The sequence below is a fragment of the Colwellia psychrerythraea genome (genome assembly GCF_000764185.1).
Lineage (GTDB): Bacteria > Pseudomonadota > Gammaproteobacteria > Enterobacterales > Alteromonadaceae > Colwellia > Colwellia psychrerythraea_B.
Window position 1 is genome coordinate 178,977 of record NZ_JQEC01000021.1, and the last position, 15,469, is coordinate 194,445.

The 15,469-nt window shown below is 36.6% G+C and carries 16 protein-coding genes and 1 pseudogene; 4 read left to right on the forward strand and 13 right to left on the reverse strand.

All coding sequences use genetic code 11. From position 1 onward, the window contains the following. Nucleotides 1–225: 225 nt before the first annotated feature. Both GAB14E_RS12705 and GAB14E_RS24820 read left to right on the forward strand, forming a co-directional pair. Nucleotides 226–1,305, forward strand: a complete 1,080-nt coding sequence (locus tag GAB14E_RS12705; RefSeq protein WP_033082134.1) for a DUF418 domain-containing protein — start codon at nucleotides 226–228, stop codon at nucleotides 1,303–1,305. Between the two features lie 125 nt (nucleotides 1,306–1,430). Next, nucleotides 1,431–1,541: pseudogene (locus GAB14E_RS24820) on the forward strand (methyltransferase); the annotation flags it as partial. A 64-nt stretch (nucleotides 1,542–1,605) separates the two neighbouring features. Here the strand turns inward: GAB14E_RS24820 and GAB14E_RS12700 are convergent. From GAB14E_RS12700 to GAB14E_RS12690, 3 genes are all read right to left on the reverse strand, one after another. Then, nucleotides 1,606–2,043: a GFA family protein gene (locus GAB14E_RS12700; RefSeq protein WP_033082135.1), complete on the reverse strand. Its 438-nt coding sequence runs from the start codon at nucleotides 2,041–2,043 to the stop codon at nucleotides 1,606–1,608. Nucleotides 2,044–2,071: 28 nt separating this feature from the next. Further along, a complete protein-coding gene (locus GAB14E_RS12695; protein WP_033082136.1) occupies nucleotides 2,072–2,818 on the reverse strand; it encodes an ABC transporter substrate-binding protein in 747 nt (248 codons plus the stop codon). A gap of 320 nt (nucleotides 2,819–3,138) precedes the next feature. After that, nucleotides 3,139–4,107 (reverse strand): porin family protein, encoded by a 969-nt coding sequence (locus GAB14E_RS12690; RefSeq protein ID WP_033082137.1) that lies wholly within the window; start codon nucleotides 4,105–4,107, stop codon nucleotides 3,139–3,141. 611 nt (nucleotides 4,108–4,718) lie between these two features. Between GAB14E_RS12690 and GAB14E_RS12685 the strand changes: the two genes are divergently transcribed. Further along, entirely contained in the window at nucleotides 4,719–5,540 is an 822-nt protein-coding gene (locus tag GAB14E_RS12685) for a tRNA (adenine(22)-N(1))-methyltransferase (protein WP_231562024.1), read from the forward strand. 37 nt (nucleotides 5,541–5,577) lie between these two features. Here the strand turns inward: GAB14E_RS12685 and GAB14E_RS12680 are convergent, their stop codons facing one another. The 4 genes from GAB14E_RS12680 to GAB14E_RS12665 all read right to left on the reverse strand — a co-directional run bounded on the left by GAB14E_RS12680 (nucleotide 5,578) and on the right by GAB14E_RS12665 (nucleotide 10,471). Beyond that, a complete protein-coding gene (locus GAB14E_RS12680; protein WP_033082248.1) occupies nucleotides 5,578–5,979 on the reverse strand; it encodes a hypothetical protein in 402 nt (133 codons plus the stop codon). A gap of 77 nt (nucleotides 5,980–6,056) precedes the next feature. Next, nucleotides 6,057–8,741 carry a UvrD-helicase domain-containing protein gene (locus GAB14E_RS12675; protein ID WP_033082138.1) on the reverse strand — a complete coding sequence of 895 codons (2,685 nt, stop codon included), beginning with the start codon at nucleotides 8,739–8,741 and terminating at the stop codon, nucleotides 6,057–6,059. A gap of 99 nt (nucleotides 8,742–8,840) precedes the next feature. Continuing rightward, nucleotides 8,841–9,788, reverse strand: coding sequence for a carbon-nitrogen hydrolase family protein (locus GAB14E_RS12670; RefSeq protein WP_033082139.1), 948 nt, complete (start codon nucleotides 9,786–9,788; stop codon nucleotides 8,841–8,843). A gap of 194 nt (nucleotides 9,789–9,982) precedes the next feature. Then, nucleotides 9,983–10,471 (reverse strand): hypothetical protein, encoded by a 489-nt coding sequence (locus GAB14E_RS12665; protein WP_033082140.1) that lies wholly within the window; start codon nucleotides 10,469–10,471, stop codon nucleotides 9,983–9,985. Nucleotides 10,472–10,585: 114 nt separating this feature from the next. On the opposite strand from GAB14E_RS12665, the gene GAB14E_RS12660 reads away from it, so the two are divergent. After that, nucleotides 10,586–11,533: a helix-turn-helix transcriptional regulator gene (locus GAB14E_RS12660; RefSeq protein WP_033082141.1), complete on the forward strand. Its 948-nt coding sequence runs from the start codon at nucleotides 10,586–10,588 to the stop codon at nucleotides 11,531–11,533. Between the two features lie 24 nt (nucleotides 11,534–11,557). Here GAB14E_RS12660 and GAB14E_RS12655 read toward each other — a convergent pair whose 3' ends face one another. The 6 genes from GAB14E_RS12655 to folE form a co-directional block, all read right to left on the reverse strand. Beyond that, complete coding sequence (locus GAB14E_RS12655; RefSeq protein ID WP_033082142.1) at nucleotides 11,558–12,064, reverse strand: regulatory protein RecX; 507 nt, start codon at nucleotides 12,062–12,064, stop codon at nucleotides 11,558–11,560. A 51-nt stretch (nucleotides 12,065–12,115) separates the two neighbouring features. Then, on the reverse strand, nucleotides 12,116–13,333 hold the full coding sequence (locus GAB14E_RS12650; RefSeq protein ID WP_033082143.1) for an EAL and HDOD domain-containing protein: 1,218 nt from the start codon (nucleotides 13,331–13,333) through the stop codon (nucleotides 12,116–12,118). A gap of 81 nt (nucleotides 13,334–13,414) precedes the next feature. Next, nucleotides 13,415–13,816, reverse strand: a complete 402-nt coding sequence (folK, locus tag GAB14E_RS12645; protein ID WP_033082144.1) for a 2-amino-4-hydroxy-6-hydroxymethyldihydropteridine diphosphokinase — start codon at nucleotides 13,814–13,816, stop codon at nucleotides 13,415–13,417. Then, nucleotides 13,816–14,166 carry a dihydroneopterin aldolase gene (locus GAB14E_RS12640; protein ID WP_033082145.1) on the reverse strand — a complete coding sequence of 117 codons (351 nt, stop codon included), beginning with the start codon at nucleotides 14,164–14,166 and terminating at the stop codon, nucleotides 13,816–13,818. The genes folK and GAB14E_RS12640 overlap by 1 nt, the downstream gene beginning before the upstream one ends. After that, a complete protein-coding gene (locus tag GAB14E_RS12635) occupies nucleotides 14,139–14,903 on the reverse strand; it encodes an SDR family NAD(P)-dependent oxidoreductase (protein ID WP_231562025.1) in 765 nt (254 codons plus the stop codon). The genes GAB14E_RS12640 and GAB14E_RS12635 overlap by 28 nt, the downstream gene beginning before the upstream one ends. After that, entirely contained in the window at nucleotides 14,900–15,442 is a 543-nt protein-coding gene (gene folE / locus GAB14E_RS12630; protein WP_033082146.1) for a GTP cyclohydrolase I FolE, read from the reverse strand. Before folE ends, GAB14E_RS12635 begins: the two co-directional genes overlap by 4 nt. Nucleotides 15,443–15,469 lie beyond the last annotated feature (27 nt).

The window sequence follows — 15,469 nt, forward strand, 5'->3', positions numbered from 1 at the left end:
TTGGCTTTAAGTATACGCGTTATGTTTCGGTGATTGAATCATCAATAGATTTCTTTTTATTATTATAAAATTATCTTGATGTAACGGCTATTATTACCACATCATTAATTTTCAACTTTACAGTTTCTCACATAAACAAACATTGTTTAAACATTGAAATATATCTTTATTAGTTATATTAACTTAGCGGTTTATTGCTGCGTTATTTGTCTATAAGGATATTCCATGAAGCAACGAATTATAGGGTTTGATATAGCCAGAGCATTTGCGATATTTGGTATGGTAATTGTAAACTTTAAAATTGCTATGAATGCAGAAGCCGGTAATGAATTTTTACTTGTATTCGCGAGTTTATTTGAGGGGCGAGCCTCGGCTCTTTTCGTCGTATTGGCGGGCATAGGGATCACATTCTTGACTAATAAGGCTAGACAATCTCAAGACAGTACGTTAATTATTAGAGGACAAAAAACGCTGATAAAACGTGGGGTTTTACTGATATTTATCGGTCTTGCTTACACAAGTATTTGGCCTGCGGATATTCTTCATTACTATGGCTTCTATTTTTTAATCGCTGCACTTGTATTCAATAGTAATGATCGAAATTTATTAATTGTTGCTACCTTGATTATGGCTTTGTTTCCAACCCTAATGATATTTTTTAATTATGAGAACGGATGGGACTGGACTACATTAACTTATCAGGGCTTTTGGACTGTTGATGGTATGGTCAGACATATTATATTTAACGGCTTTCACCCTGTATTACCTTGGTGCGCTTTTCTACTTTTAGGTATGTGGTTGGGTCGTCAAAACTTAACAGCATCAATAGTTAGAAAAAAAATACTGGTTTGGTGCCTAGCTATTTGGGGAATTACGGAATTAATATTTTTTGCTATTAGAGCAGAAATTGGTAGTGGCGAGGGAATTGGCCTAACTATAGAAGAAGTGGAGTTTTTGTTTTCAACATCAATTATCCCTCCCATGCCACAGTATGTTATTGCAGCAGGGAGTCTCGCTGTTGTAATCATTATATGTTGCTTGTATCTTTCCGAAAAATTTTCCGAAAGAAAATTGATCGCATGGTTGTATCAGACTGGTCAATTATCACTTACGTTATATGTTGCTCATGTGATTATTGGCATGGGTGTTCTTGAGGCTACAGATCACTTGAGAAACCAAAGCATTGGTTTCTCATTGTTAAGCTCATTACTTTTTTGCATCAGTGGAATCACATTGAGTGTTCTTTGGTTGAAATACTTTAAAACAGGCCCATTGGAGTGGGTTTTTCGTAAAATCGCAAGCTAATAAACGCTTTAGATGGATAACACAGTTGGTTAAAACATTATAGCCAACAATATTTAGCCACATCTGCACGCCCTATCGATCCAAAATATAATCCAAAGCTGCGTTTTACGCTTATGACATAATGTGTCTGGACATTGCCACCAAGCCTTAGTCTTGGTGAAAAAGACAAAGATAAATATGCGGCAATAGGTGAATCCGATCGTATTACTCTAAAATTTATTAAAGTTTCGTTATAGGCCTCAAACAGCTCCTTTTCTCTCTCTGTATTATTAGGAGCTGTTTTTGTATTTGTTTAACAGTTTACTGTATCTGACTGATGCCATTAATTTTAATGTTAAGCCAAACTGTTTGCCAGCGTTCAAGCTTTTCTTTTGCTGTCAGTACTTTGGGAGAGACTATAGTAGCCACTTGCAATAATGAAGCGTTAGATAATAGTGTTGAGTTTAAAGCACCTATAAGGTTATTTTCTAACTGTAAAGAAACGGCAATGACAGATTTGCAACAATTACAGGTCATAAAACTTGCTTGATTAGACCCCTGTCTCTGTACTTCAAGTGGCCCTGTGCTTTCGACTTCTAGCTCTGCACCGGGGTATGAAAGATAACTGATGTTTCTAGAAAGACAAAAGTCACAATCACATGCCCGAGGACTATAATGATCTAGAGTTTCAGGCAGGCTAAGTTTTACTTTGGTTTGTCCACAACTACATTGACCCACAGCGGTATTCTCCTTGGGCATAGATAGCTTAACTTAAGCGTATAGTTTATTACTGGGAAGGTAAAATGATGATGCTTTTATTCGCTAAACTTTCATATTGAAATTGTTCATACATTTTTTCGATAACTCTTTCTTGATGCAATTTTTTTAAGGCATGGTTTAATTGTGAAAGGTATTTTTTATTCTTTATATGTAAATAATGATAACTATTGAAGGATAACTCTTGTAGTTTTTTGACATAAATTTGATTATCAAACTTAATTTTTTTTAGCATCTCAATAGTAACGTCATAAGATATCATAACATCAATAAATCCTGCTGCCATTGCCCTATACAGGCTTATCTCTGAGTTAAACTCTTTACAATTAAGTTGCTGCTCTGTACAAAATGATTTCGCATATTGAAAATGTTGCAGATAACCAATAGTTGTTTGCCGGTAAGACTGACAATGTTCGTTGTTATGACAAATAATGATTGCGTAGGCCTTGATTAATTCGGGCTCTAGCCTGATCAGGTTTGGCTGTGCATCACCAATATGACGATACCTTGCCAGCACCGCATCAATTTTTGCTTGTTGCAACAAAACAGATTCACGCTTTCTGGTTGAGTGGACAAATTCTACTTGGTAATTTGCTTGAGCATATAAAATTTTGACAATCTCTTTCATCAGTTTTGATGACTTCGATTTTTCGCCTGAGCTGGTTAAATTTATTTTGAATGCAGTGGTTTCAGCTGCGCTAGCATGGATAATTACAAACTGAACCAAGGTGAATAGTACAAGTGCAACTCTTTGCATGCTTAGCTAATAAATGACTTTAAGACTATTTTACTTTATCAAAGAAAAGATTACTGTCAACATAAACAGCTTTCTGGTCTTGCTCTACTTAGAGTCACTCATATCAAAGGTGTCATGGTTTCAATACTACCGCTTTATTACGGTTATTGTTCATAAAATAAGAAGTCCCGTTTGTAGAACATCTATTCCCACAGTAAAAATACCACTATAATTAGAAAGCAGCTCATTGAACTGCTTTTATCTTATATATAGCACTTAGCATTAACACTTATTATTCACTTAGTCCTATTTAAGTATTACTAATCTTAGCTGGATATAGCTTAGAAATTATAAGAAAAACCTACCTCTAATACGTTTTCTGAACTGCCAACTAAGTTACTTGGCATTGCACCTGATTTGATGGTGTGGTCACCAACACGGGTAAAGCTTACAAATGGCATAGCATTTTCAAAACCTAAGTATGCTGCACGTACTTCAAAATCATCCGACTTACCTTTAAACTCTGCGGAATTTGATGAAATCACACTGCTAGCGGGTGAAATATTGACCTGTTCATTGTTGTAGCCTGATACATCACTAAACTGAGTTTGTTTCCAACTAGCTGATAATAATGCTACATTATCAAGCTTGTAACCGACAGTTAATTCCATTTCATGCATTCCAACATTTGAATCAAACCCGGCTTTAGAGTCGGTAAATATAGTAGTTTCTGGGTTCATGGAGCTATCAGAGATTGAACCGGTAACTATACTACCGACACTCATAACATCTTTACTTTTTTCGTAACTATAACGAGCCGCAAAAAAGACGCCGTTATCTAAGTGGTATGCTGATTGAAGACCAAGTTTCCAGCTATCTCCTACATTGTAGTCGGTACCGGAATTCCAATCTGTACCATCAGCAATTCGAGTACTGGCAAATGACTCTAAACCATAGCTGTAATCACTGGCATGGTCACGGAATGTATAACTTGCTTGTGGCATGATATAAAAGTTTTCTGATATGTTGAAACGATAACCAGCACCTACCGTTGTCGCTTTATGGCCTGATGTGTCGCTGTTCCAATCGTAAGTAGTTTCTGCACCAATGAATACACCGTTTTCCATTCTATGGGTTGCGCCAATAACCGTTTCGTTAACATCATTTTGTGCAACAGCAGCAGAGGTGTTAGTGCCTTTATCATTAATAAAAGCTACATCACCGAAAATACCGTTACCGCCAACAGAGGCCATTGCAGAAGTAGAAAGCGCTGCACTAACGGCTAAAGTAATAGAAAGAATCTTTTTCATGTAAATCTCCATAAACATTTTTGAGCTAAATCATTAATTTTTTATAAAAAAATCAATACAACTAACTTAGCTAGTGAGTAAACAATAGTAGAGCGGAGGGATATACCTCTCCCGTTCAACTGGTGCTTAATATACAGAGACAAAAACTTAAAAAAGTTAAAAAGCGTTAACAGCCTGTGAGATAAATATATATTCTGTGTGATACAAGTATTAAGCGAGTGTTAACGATCTAAGCTGTAGCTTCGATATACCTAAGTGCCATGATAAAATGAGGGCACCTTCACTACTCGTGCAAATACGCATCTCGTTACACCTTAACGGGCTATCTACCAAAGATTATTCACAAGAAAGTGAACCAAGTCGCTTCATGCAACGTTTTCTGCAACGATAAGGAAGTGGTATTTAATGGCTATGCATTTTTTAATAGGCCCTTAAAACTTTCTGTTAAGTGCCCTGCCGATATACTTGTATATATATTTTCTTTTTATAGTGAATCGAAGTTTTTACTTCCCTGTTTGTTGTCATTGCTATTAGGTCGCCTTTGAATTACTTGTCGCTGATTTGGCTTCACTATACAATAGCGACGTTTTTAACCTTAGGTAACATTCGTCTTGAACATCAGCTCAACAGTTAGGTCAAAAAAAACCATCAAGTTAGGTCAGCGATTACAAAAGATAGAACAAATGGTGCTAGCACAGCAATATAGCCATATTTGGGATTGCTGTTGTGATCATGGTTTGCTTGGTGCCGCTTTATTATCTCGACAAGTCGGCACAGATACTTTTGATAAGGTTGCTGTGGATAATACATCTAACAACAATTCCCCCAGCAACATCCATTTTGTGGATATCGTGCCTGAGCTAATGGTTGAGTTAGACAACAAGTTGCAGCGTTTTTATCCAGATAAACACTTGAGTCCATCTTCAGCTTGGCATACTCACTGCATTGATGTAACAAAGTTGCCGTTAGCGCAGCATCATGGAAACCATCTGGTGATTATTGCTGGAGTGGGTGGCGACTTGATGATTGAGTTTATTGAAGCCATTTACCAACAGCATAAAAATCTATCTATTGATTTTTTACTGTGCCCGGTTCACCACCAATTCCCATTACGTAATAAGTTGATCGAACTGAATTTTAGTTTAAAAGATGAAGTATTAGTGGCAGAAAATAAACGTTTCTATGAAATATTATTGGTTTCATCGACCAGTAATAAAGAGAGAAAAATTCACCCTGTTGGTGATGAAATTTGGCGGTCCACCTCAATAACACAAGCTGAAATAGCGGCTAAATACTTAACAAAAACCCTTAATCATTACCAACGTATGCAAAAAGGTTTTCAGCAAAGCTTTCAAACTGACGTGCAACAAGAAAAGGCAAACGATCTTCAAGCTATTATTAATGCTTACCGCGCGGTAACTTTGTCAGCATAGCCCTATCAACTTTAAAGGTAATAGCAAGTTTGTGTTGTTATTGTTGGTGTATAAGACCCGTTTCCGTATTTTCAAAGCCATGGCAGATATAGTCGTGGTCAGGTCGTTTTTTCTTAGCCATTTTATGGAAATGCTCAAAACCAACTGAAAAGGCAAATGGGTTGGCGTTGTAGTCCGCGTAAGATTGGTCATTACCGAGCTTTGCTTCTCTAATACCCGCAGCAAAAGAACTTAAGAAATCATCTCTGTTATTGAGTAATACCGTTATAGTACTTTCTCCCTCTACAAGCTCTAGTGCGCCTAATTCTATGTATTTATCAACGACGGCACTATTGAAATAACCACTGTACTGTTCAGTTTCATTATCATATAAAACTGCGGCATCATTTGCTGCTTCCATTAATGAGACAAATAGCTCTCTTACTTTTTTTGAAATCACAGACTTTTCCTTATTCTTGCTTTTGCTTTTGTTATTGTTAATTTTGATAAGTGCTAGCTCAACTCGTCGAGTATTTATTAAACTTTCTCTGTTTGATTGCACGGGTCACTTTCATTAGCAAATCCACTACAGCCCCAGAAATCACCATATTGTCCTTTTCTTAGTTTCATCAGCCGACCGCATTTAACGCATAGTTTTGAACTTGCTGGGTATTTTAATATGTCTCTGCTAAATTTATCATGATTTTTACAGACGACTTGTAAACCATAACTTGGTGATAATAACTCTTCAATAAACGCTGAGGGCTCTTTGGTATCTGCAACCAGGTAGGCTTTCTTCTTCGCTCTGGTAATCGCTACATAGAGTAATCGGCGCTCTTCAGAGTTTTTAAAACCATCTTCTAATGGTAGTAATGCTTCTACTAATGCATCTGAATTATTTTCATTAGGAAAGCCATTTTTTCCCCGAAAGAAACCAACAATAATACAATAATCTGCTTCTAACCCTTTCGAGCCATGAAAGGTCCAATAATGAATATTTTCATTTGCCAAGTTAGAAGTTAACTGCGTTTTAGCATTGTTAAGCAAATAGCGATAACGCGCTAATATAGCAATTGTTGCACTAGGAGCATGCACTTTTATCTTGCTTACAACCTGAGCAATGTTTATATCGAGAGTCTTTTTATCACAGTCTATTAAATAAACCTGCGATTGTGCTACTTGATGGTGGCTTTCAATCTGTTTTTTATATTGTTCAGGATTTTGCATAACAAATTGGCCGGCCGTTTTAGCAATACTATTGTTATAACGAAAGGTTTTTTGCAATGTCGTTAACGAGTGACTGCCGTGATATTTTTCAAACTGAGTGATTAAGGCTAACTTGCTCCCTGAAAAGCGATAGATTGACTGCCAGTCATCTCCCACCACGGTAAGTCTCGGCCTTGGTCCTCTATCTATGAGTGCATTTAATAAATTCATTCGAGCCGTCGATATATCCTGAAATTCATCAACCAGGATATCTGTCCATTGTGGTTTGAAGTTGCCAGTATTTACATGTTCAACAGCACTAATCACCATATCATCAAAATCAATTGCTGCTTGGTTTTTCAACTCGGTTACATAGGCTTGTTCAATCTCGGATAGTAGCTGAGCATATTGCTTACTACTTGTTACTTTGGCATGTTTAAGCCTATTTTCAATTTTTTCACTAGTTAATTGTTCTACTCTAATTGCTTGCAAACACTTAAGATAGCGCTTGATATTGTTGACCAATAAACCAGAACCTTTTATCGCGGTTAAAATATCCTGCGAGCTTTTTGGTACTAACTTGATACTACATTGAGCAGTAAGTGTAGTAAGTCTGTCTGCTAGTTTATTCTCAACCATGTCAAAATAGAAAGTTTCTAACAGTGTGGTTTTGCACTCTTGATGAAGCGCTCTAATTACCTTCATCTGTTTATTATATTGACTAGAATTTATACCAACTCGGGTGCTGCCGTCTCTAGTGACTTCAAAGCATTCAAGATATATATGAGTATTGCTAGTGTTGTCGCTATTGTTCAGTCGAAAACTGGGGCTATAGTCAACGCCAGTTGTTATGCTATGTTTTGAGACATACGGGCCTTGATACTGATATTCTATCGAATTTAAGAAAAGCCAGTTAGCAATTAACAATGCTTGGTAACAACTTACCTTCTCACCTTGCAATGTTTGGTATTTATTATCCCTGACATGTATCTCATACTGCTCAATGGAGCTGAACTCAAATACATCACTCGGCTGATATGCCAGAGTAATAAAACGTTGCATAGCTTGCGGGCTTTCGCTGATATGAGAAACAAGCCATTGGGTAAGCCAAGTTTCCAGTTGTTTTGGCTGTTCAGTAAATAAGGATAAAGTGGTATTTACTTTGGCTGCCTTTAGTATTTTAAGACCCAATGCATGGAAAGTTATGATGTTAGGTGAATCACATGTTAAACCGTAGGCATTTTTTCTTACCGTTAACCTTTCTTTAAGCTCTTTAGCCGCAGCATTGTTATAGGCAAGCACCAATACATTTTCTGCCGGAACCTCATCATGACTGATTAAATACAGTGCTTTGGCAACCATAACAGAGGTTTTTCCAGTACCTGCTGCAGCTAAAACAAGATTCTTATCATTATTTCTAATAACAGCTAGCCGCTGCTCGTTTGTTAGTGGATTTGATTCAATACCATTAAAAAAATCAATTTGAGCGGCAAGCATCTTATTTTCATAATATTGCCTATAGCTCTGTGTTTCTTTGATGGGTGGCATTCTCGATATAACATCGATTTTTGATAGTTGTTGTTCTGATAAAATTTGTTGCCAGCGTGCCTTTGACGTTTTATAACTTTGCATAAGTGGTGTCACCGACTCATGTAAAAATTTTACCGATGAATCTCTAAGGTATCGAGTGAGTGCTTCTTTATGATAAATATCTACGTGTTTAGTAATATTGTTGGCAATGTTTTGTTGAAGGCCGAGCTTGGCCTTATTATTAAATACCTGGGTACTACTCGCACTAATGCCCCATATTCGAGTCACTTCATTTTTAGCTTTAATAACTAAAGTATTGCCAAAAATAGATTGTTCAATACTTGGAAAATCAATAAGTTGATTGACGGTTATTTCTTTGATGTTTTGGTCGACATCAACTAATGTAAAACCACATTCTGATATTACTATGTGTTTGGCTTTGCCAAACCACTTTCCAAAAAAGTTACGATAAAGTGTCTGTGTCATTTAATTAAACTGAATACTCATATTGGTGCAGCTTGGGCTTACTTTTGTTTAGTTTTATTATACCTGCTGCACTGTATGAAATAACAGTCAATATATGTATTATTGATTATTATTTTTAAAATCTATTGAAGTTTGCCTAGATTTATCCACCTGCAACTTAAAAACATCCGGCCTTGCATAATGACCCGCAACATCTAAAGCTCGCTTCGAACTTGTTGATAGTTCTACATCAATATCGATAATGATATTGCCTTTTTCTTTAGATAGAGGCCCAGAGATGATTTCACCACTCGGTGATACAATTAATGAATCTCCCGGATTAATCCATTGTTCATCTGCGGGATAAAGTTCATCCAAATTAGGGAAATCTTTAGGCAAGTCCTTTCTTTCTAACGCTACGCCACAAGACAAAACCCAACATTTACCCTCTCTAGCAATATGTTGCATAGTGCCAACCCAAGCTTCACCACTGTCATAGGTTGGCGCAATATAAATTTCTATGCCCTGAGCGTATAGCGAATACCTTGCTAGCGGCATGTAATTTTCCCAACAAATTAGACTACCAATTTTACCTACAGGCGTATCGATAACATTAAGCCCATGGCCATCGCCAAAACCCCACACCATACGTTCTGGGTTTGTTGGCATAAGCTTACGATGATTATTAATAACCTGCCCTTGACCATTGATGGTTATTACCGCATTAAAAATTGTCGATTGGCTATTGAGATTATCTCGCTCATTAATACCACAAACAACGGTGACATTACTTTTTTTTGCCGCATTAAGCATTGGTTTAAGATCATCAGATGATAGGTTAACTGCATTTTTGAGTAATCTACTATGCAGCTCTTCACTGGTGCCCCAATCACCACCGGGCTTTAATCGCCATATCCAAGCTGGATATCCTGGAATAAACGCTTCCGGAAAAATTATAAGTTTAGCGCCTTGCGCTGCTACTGAGTTTATAATTTCTGCCGCTTTTTTTATGCTGCGTGTTTTATCAAGAACATAAGGTGCTTGTTGAATTATTGCTACTTTGCTCATAAATCTCTCTTATAGAAATATTACTAACAATAATTATAGTGATGACTGGAGTTAATTGCGTACCCTACAGCAAGCGACGGCTTAAGTTTTATCTCTACTAATATGTATACAATCGGTAATAAAAAACTAGTTGCTTGAGCAACTAGTCATCTCTTTGATCAAACGCCATGACCCTGACCTTACAACTTGAACAATTAGTCGATTTTATTAAAGTCCATAAGCCAATTTGTTTCCCATGTTAGACCGCCATCTTGAGAAAATGCTTGCTCCCAGCGCGGTGTATCAGGCGTGGGTCTAGTCCATAAAAATCGAACTTTAATTGTTTTTCCTTCAAAGGTTTCCTCCACATAAAAGGTGCCAATCCCATTGATAAATTGCCCTTGCATAGGCGCATCAAGCTGATCTGAATATCGACCGTCCAACCACCAAATTGACCAGAGCCCAGTACCAGAATCATATGTTCTAAGTGTTGCCGCATGATAACTCTCTTGCGGCATATCCAGTCGGTTATCATCAAAGTTTCCTGCACCGCCAAGTATCTTTTGAGTAGTTGAAGTACCTGAGAAATTGTCCCATTGTGAACAACTTACCAAGCGATGTTTAAGCCTACGGTGACTAACCTGCCAATTTCCTATAAAAAAATCAAAATCTTCGCTACTGGATTGTGGTGTTATTGAATTCATTCTATTCCTCATTAAACCCGTTAAATTTGTTGTTAGTATTAGCAACGTTCGATGTTAGTATAATTTCTATATAGGGCAAAACGTGTCCTATTTAAGATATATTTGAAAGAAATTATGGCTCAACCAACAAACCGCATTTTGGCGGTGCTTGAACTACTGCAAAATTATGGTCGCCTCAGTGGCGCTGAACTATCGACCAGGCTTGACCTAGATCGACGTACTTTACGTCGTTATATTGTCGCACTTGAGGAAATTGGTATTCCTATCATGAGCGAACGTGGACGTTATGGCGGTTACAGCTTAGTCCCTGGTTTTAAACTGCAACCCATGATGTTTGACGAAGATGAAGCGATGGCATTAGTGTTAGGGTTATTGGCTGCAAAACATACGGGTTTAGTTCATATCGCACCTGCTATTGCCTCTGCTCAAGCAAAGTTAGAGCGCATTATGCCGGCTGTTTTAAAACAAAAGGTTCGTGCTATCACTGAAACAGTGAGTCTCGACTTACCGTTATCTCCAGCAAAACATCCTGAAAATAACCATTATCTTTATACATTAAGTGCCGCAATATCACAAAAACAACAAATCTCAATGCATTATTGCGCCGCCGATAAACATATAAGTGAAAGAGTGGTTGACCCATATGGTGTAGCTTTTTATATAGGTAATTGGTATTTGGTAGGTTTTTGTCAACTTCGACAAAGTATTAGAACTTTTAGGCTTGATCGTATAAGCGCAATAGATATTTTAGCGATTACTTTTGAGCAAGCTGAAAAGTTTGATGTGACTGAACATTTACGTAAAGCAATAGCTATGCTGCCCAGAGAGTTTTCAGTGGAAGTGTTATTACATACTGATATAGAAACGGCTTATTCCTATATCGATAAAAGTATTGGTTTATTAGTAGCCGTGGTAGATGGGGTTATATTACATCATCAGTGTAGCGATTTAGCATGGTTTGCTCGGCAGCTTGCTTTTTGGCCTTTTGATTTTGAAGTAAATCGTCCAAGCCAATTGCGATTAGAGCTTAAATGTGTGGCTGAACGCTTAGTAAAATATTAGAGTAACTATAGCTAAAACAGTGATTTACTCATATTCGTTACTTGTATAGCTAACCGCTTTATTTGCGATTGCATATGAAAAGCCTTTTGATATTAAATGCCGTAACGCTTTTTGCTTTAATTTAATATCTTCAATGGGCTCTTCACCAAACTTTCTTATTTTTAGGATCTGTGCTTTGTCGAAATAATCCTCTTCGCTAGTTTCTATGCTACTAATACACTCATTGATGGTTTTCGATGAAAAACCTTTTACATAGAGCTTTTCTTTAATTTTGTTAATACCAATGTTCTTCTCTGAAAAACTCTCGGTTAAGCGCTGTGCGTAACGCAGATCATTGACAATTTCTCGCTCTATTAAATAATCGAGAGCTAGCTGATTGTATTGTCTATCATCTTTGAATAATAAATTGGCCTTTTGCAGTAATGTTTTAGCTGAGTAATCACCATATCGCTCAATCATCCACTGCATATATGATTTCACCCGTTCATACGAAATGACTTGTGGCTTGGTATTTTGCTTTTTGCTGTACATGGGAATGTTAAATCCTGTTAATCGGCATAAATTACTGTGTAATGCGAGTAATTAACTACTTAATTCTAATGCATGGCACCATTGACATGCATCAAGAAATTCTTGTTGGATTATCTCGTTACTCAGTCCATGTGTCGTTATCAGTTGTTGAATATTTTGGTTATTGTCGGAAATGAAAGTTGTTGTTAAGTTTAATAAATCACCTAACACACCATCGTTAGCGATTAACGCCTTTTCAATAGGTTTAGCTAAAGGCATTGTTTTAAGAATTTCGGAAACAGGCATAGATAAAATAACTTCGATTGAACTTAATAAGCCAGTAATAAAAGCAAATTCTTTTACTGAAGAAAAGTTATTTTTAGCACTAAGCGTTTGCATCATTCTACCTGTGATCAAGGCCTGTTTGCATACTTCATCTGCTTTGTCTGACGTGAGGTTTGATAAAGCTAAAATAGCGATTAATTGCCTTAACTTTTCTTCACCTAAATAAGTAGCCGCTTGTCTTAAACACTCAATTTCAACATCCGTACCCGTTGAAACATTGTTAACCATTTTTAATAAACCTATGGTTAAGTTAACGTCTTGGCTAATAATTTGTGATACTTTGCCAAAATCAAGCGTGCTATGTGACGTTTCGCTTAGTAATTGTAACATCATAGTTTTTACTGTTGTTAAAGCTTGCCCTTCAATCATTTCTGTTTGGTGGTAAAAGTAGCCCTGAAAATAATTAAAACCAACTTCGGCAAGCGTTTGCTGTTGATTTCTGGTTTCTACTCGCTCTGCGACAATACTGATATCAAAGGTTTTCATTCTGACAACTGCTGGGCTCAAACGTTTTGTATTAATTTTTTCTATATTAACTTTAACTATATCGATATAAGGAAATAATACATCCCAATGAAGAGCCAAGTCATATTCTGTTAACGCTATTTTATAACCATGTTCATGATAATATTTAACGATTTTAACCAAATTTGTCGATGGTTGTTTATTTCCGACCAACTCAATGACAATCAAGTTTTTATCAAACATTAATGGAAATTTATGTATTAAATTATTTTCGGTAAAATTTATAAAGGCTAATTTTCCCATACACAAGGTTTGAATGTCACTTTGAATATGGTTTTGAATAATTAGCTTCGAGCTAGCAATATCTTGATCAACTTCGGGGAATTGATTCTCAGCACTGTCTCTAAAAAATAGCTCATAGCCAATAGTCTCTAGTTTTCTATTAAAAACGGCTTGTCTAGCGATGTAAGTTTTCTTCATTGTCTAAGCCTAATTCTCTTGTGTTGCTTTAATTATATAGTTAACTATCTTAGTTGTTGATTAAAAAGTTACATTTTTTTATCATTTGTTGCCGATATTTTTTATTGTATGCTTCTCAATTAACTCATCCACTGAGTTTCTAACAAAGTCATATCGGTGGTAATCGTCATCTACAATATCACTGTCAATTTTTACTATGTCTAAGTCAATAGTACGCGGACCATTTTTGTTCTTTGTCCTTACGCGCCCTAATTGTGCTTCTATATCTTGTAAATGGGCTTTCAAGTCGGTGGCATTAAGCACACTATTAAATGAAAAGGCAGTATTTATAAAGTCTGCTTGTTCGGTAAAACCTACAGGTTTGGTGCGTAATAAAGTGGCTATTTTCACCTGAGGGTCTATTTTTCTAATTAACTCAAATGATTGTTTTATATGTACTTCAGCATCAATATTTGAGCCAACGGCAACAATATAAAATGCCATTAAGCTGAACGTTCGGCAGTAACCGAAACACTTCTTGCATAACGTAACGCCCCTGGTTTAGCGATTTTTAGCTTGGCGTGTAAAACACCATCAAAGGATAGTATCAATTCTAGTATTATCCCTAATAATCGTTCAATAGTGTTATAACTTGAGTTCAATACTATTGCTAAAATCTCTTTGTTGACGGTGCGGTAATTTACACAATCGGCTATATCATCAGATAACATTGCCTTAGATATATCGGCATCAATCCAATAATCAATGATCAGTTTTTGTTTGTTCTCGCGCTCTTCTGGGGTGATGCCGAGAATAGTATAAATTTCTAGTTTTTCAACATATATGGTGGACATTGTAAGTGACTCCCTCCGTCTATTTTCAGTGTTTGCCCCGTTATAGAATGATTGTTAGATAAAAACTCTATCGCTGAATATAAGTCAGCTAACGGCACTTTACGTTGTAAGATATTGATGTCTTTATCGTCTATTTGGCTGCTGGTTTGACTACTCAGCTTGGTATTAACTACACTAGCTTCTAAAACATATCCCGGTGCTACTGCATTAACCCGTACATTGGGCGCACATTCTATCGCTGCTAATTCAGTTAAGGTTTCTTGGGCTTTTTTCGAGATGAAATAGGCAGATTTACTGGTGTAAAGGTGTGACAAATTAGCATCTGAAATATTAATAATTTGGCACGGTTTATTTTGTCTTACCAAAGCCTGAATTAATAACCAAGGACTAGTAAGGTGAATATTAAGGTTGCTTTGAATTTGCGCTAAAGATGACTCAAGTAATGATGTTTGCTCAAAAATTGAAGCGTTATTGATCAATATTTCAATATGAGCAACCTGATTCAGCAGATCTGCGAAGCGTAACTCAATGCTAGCCGGATCATTTAAGTCTGCCTGCCATAGAACAACCTTGATATTAAATGTTTCTAATTGACTTTTTAAGGCCAAAGCCGCAGTTTCAGATTGATTGTAATGTAATACAATATTCTTACCGCTTTTGGCAAATTCTTGATTGAGAAACGCACCAATGCGTTTAGCGCCACCGGTTACTAAGACCCAAGCGGTACTAGTTATCAATCTCTAATCAACTGTAAAAATTCAGCACGGGTATCTTTGCATTTCAAAAATGAACCTAACATACATGAGGTTTTCATGGTTGAGTTTTGCTTTTCAACACCACGCATTCGCATACAAAGATGTGATGCTGACATCACAACCCCAACGCCTTTTGCACCAGTAACCGCCATAATTGCATTAGCAATTTCTTGGGTTAAATTCTCCTGGATTTGCAAACGACGGGCGAACATATCCACTATACGGGCTAGTTTAGATAAACCTAATACTTTGCCATTTGGGATGTAACCAATGTGGCAAACGCCAGTAAAAGGTAACATGTGGTGTTCACATAGTGAATATAATTCGATATTGTTAACCACAACCATTGAATCACAATCTGAGCTAAATAATGCACCGTTAATAACTGAGTCTAAATTTTGCTCGTAGCCTTGTGTAAGAAATTTCAACGCTTTTGCTGCACGTTTTGGGGTATCGATTAAACCTTCACGGTTTGAGTCTTCACCTATTTGTTCAATAATTGATTTAAAGTTTTGTTCCACTTTTTAAATTCCTGCTTATTTTTTAAC

Excerpts from the sequence above, each read along its gene's own strand:
- GAB14E_RS12705 (WP_033082134.1), top strand. The coding sequence starts at position 226 with ATGAAGCAACGAATTATAGGGTTTGATATAGCCAGAGCATTTGCGATA.
- GAB14E_RS12700 (WP_033082135.1), bottom strand. The coding sequence starts at position 2,043 with ATGCCCAAGGAGAATACCGCTGTGGGTCAATGTAGTTGTGGACAAACC.
- GAB14E_RS12695 (WP_033082136.1), bottom strand. The coding sequence starts at position 2,818 with ATGCAAAGAGTTGCACTTGTACTATTCACCTTGGTTCAGTTTGTAATT.
- GAB14E_RS12690 (WP_033082137.1), bottom strand. The coding sequence starts at position 4,107 with ATGAAAAAGATTCTTTCTATTACTTTAGCCGTTAGTGCAGCGCTTTCT.
- GAB14E_RS12675 (WP_033082138.1), bottom strand. The coding sequence starts at position 8,741 with ATGACACAGACACTTTATCGTAACTTTTTTGGAAAGTGGTTTGGCAAA.
- GAB14E_RS12670 (WP_033082139.1), bottom strand. The coding sequence starts at position 9,788 with ATGAGCAAAGTAGCAATAATTCAACAAGCACCTTATGTTCTTGATAAA.
- GAB14E_RS12665 (WP_033082140.1), bottom strand. The coding sequence starts at position 10,471 with ATGAATTCAATAACACCACAATCCAGTAGCGAAGATTTTGATTTTTTT.
- GAB14E_RS12660 (WP_033082141.1), top strand. The coding sequence starts at position 10,586 with ATGGCTCAACCAACAAACCGCATTTTGGCGGTGCTTGAACTACTGCAA.
- GAB14E_RS12655 (WP_033082142.1), bottom strand. The coding sequence starts at position 12,064 with ATGTACAGCAAAAAGCAAAATACCAAGCCACAAGTCATTTCGTATGAA.
- GAB14E_RS12650 (WP_033082143.1), bottom strand. The coding sequence starts at position 13,333 with ATGAAGAAAACTTACATCGCTAGACAAGCCGTTTTTAATAGAAAACTA.
- folK (WP_033082144.1), bottom strand. The coding sequence starts at position 13,816 with ATGGCATTTTATATTGTTGCCGTTGGCTCAAATATTGATGCTGAAGTA.
- GAB14E_RS12640 (WP_033082145.1), bottom strand. The coding sequence starts at position 14,166 with ATGTCCACCATATATGTTGAAAAACTAGAAATTTATACTATTCTCGGC.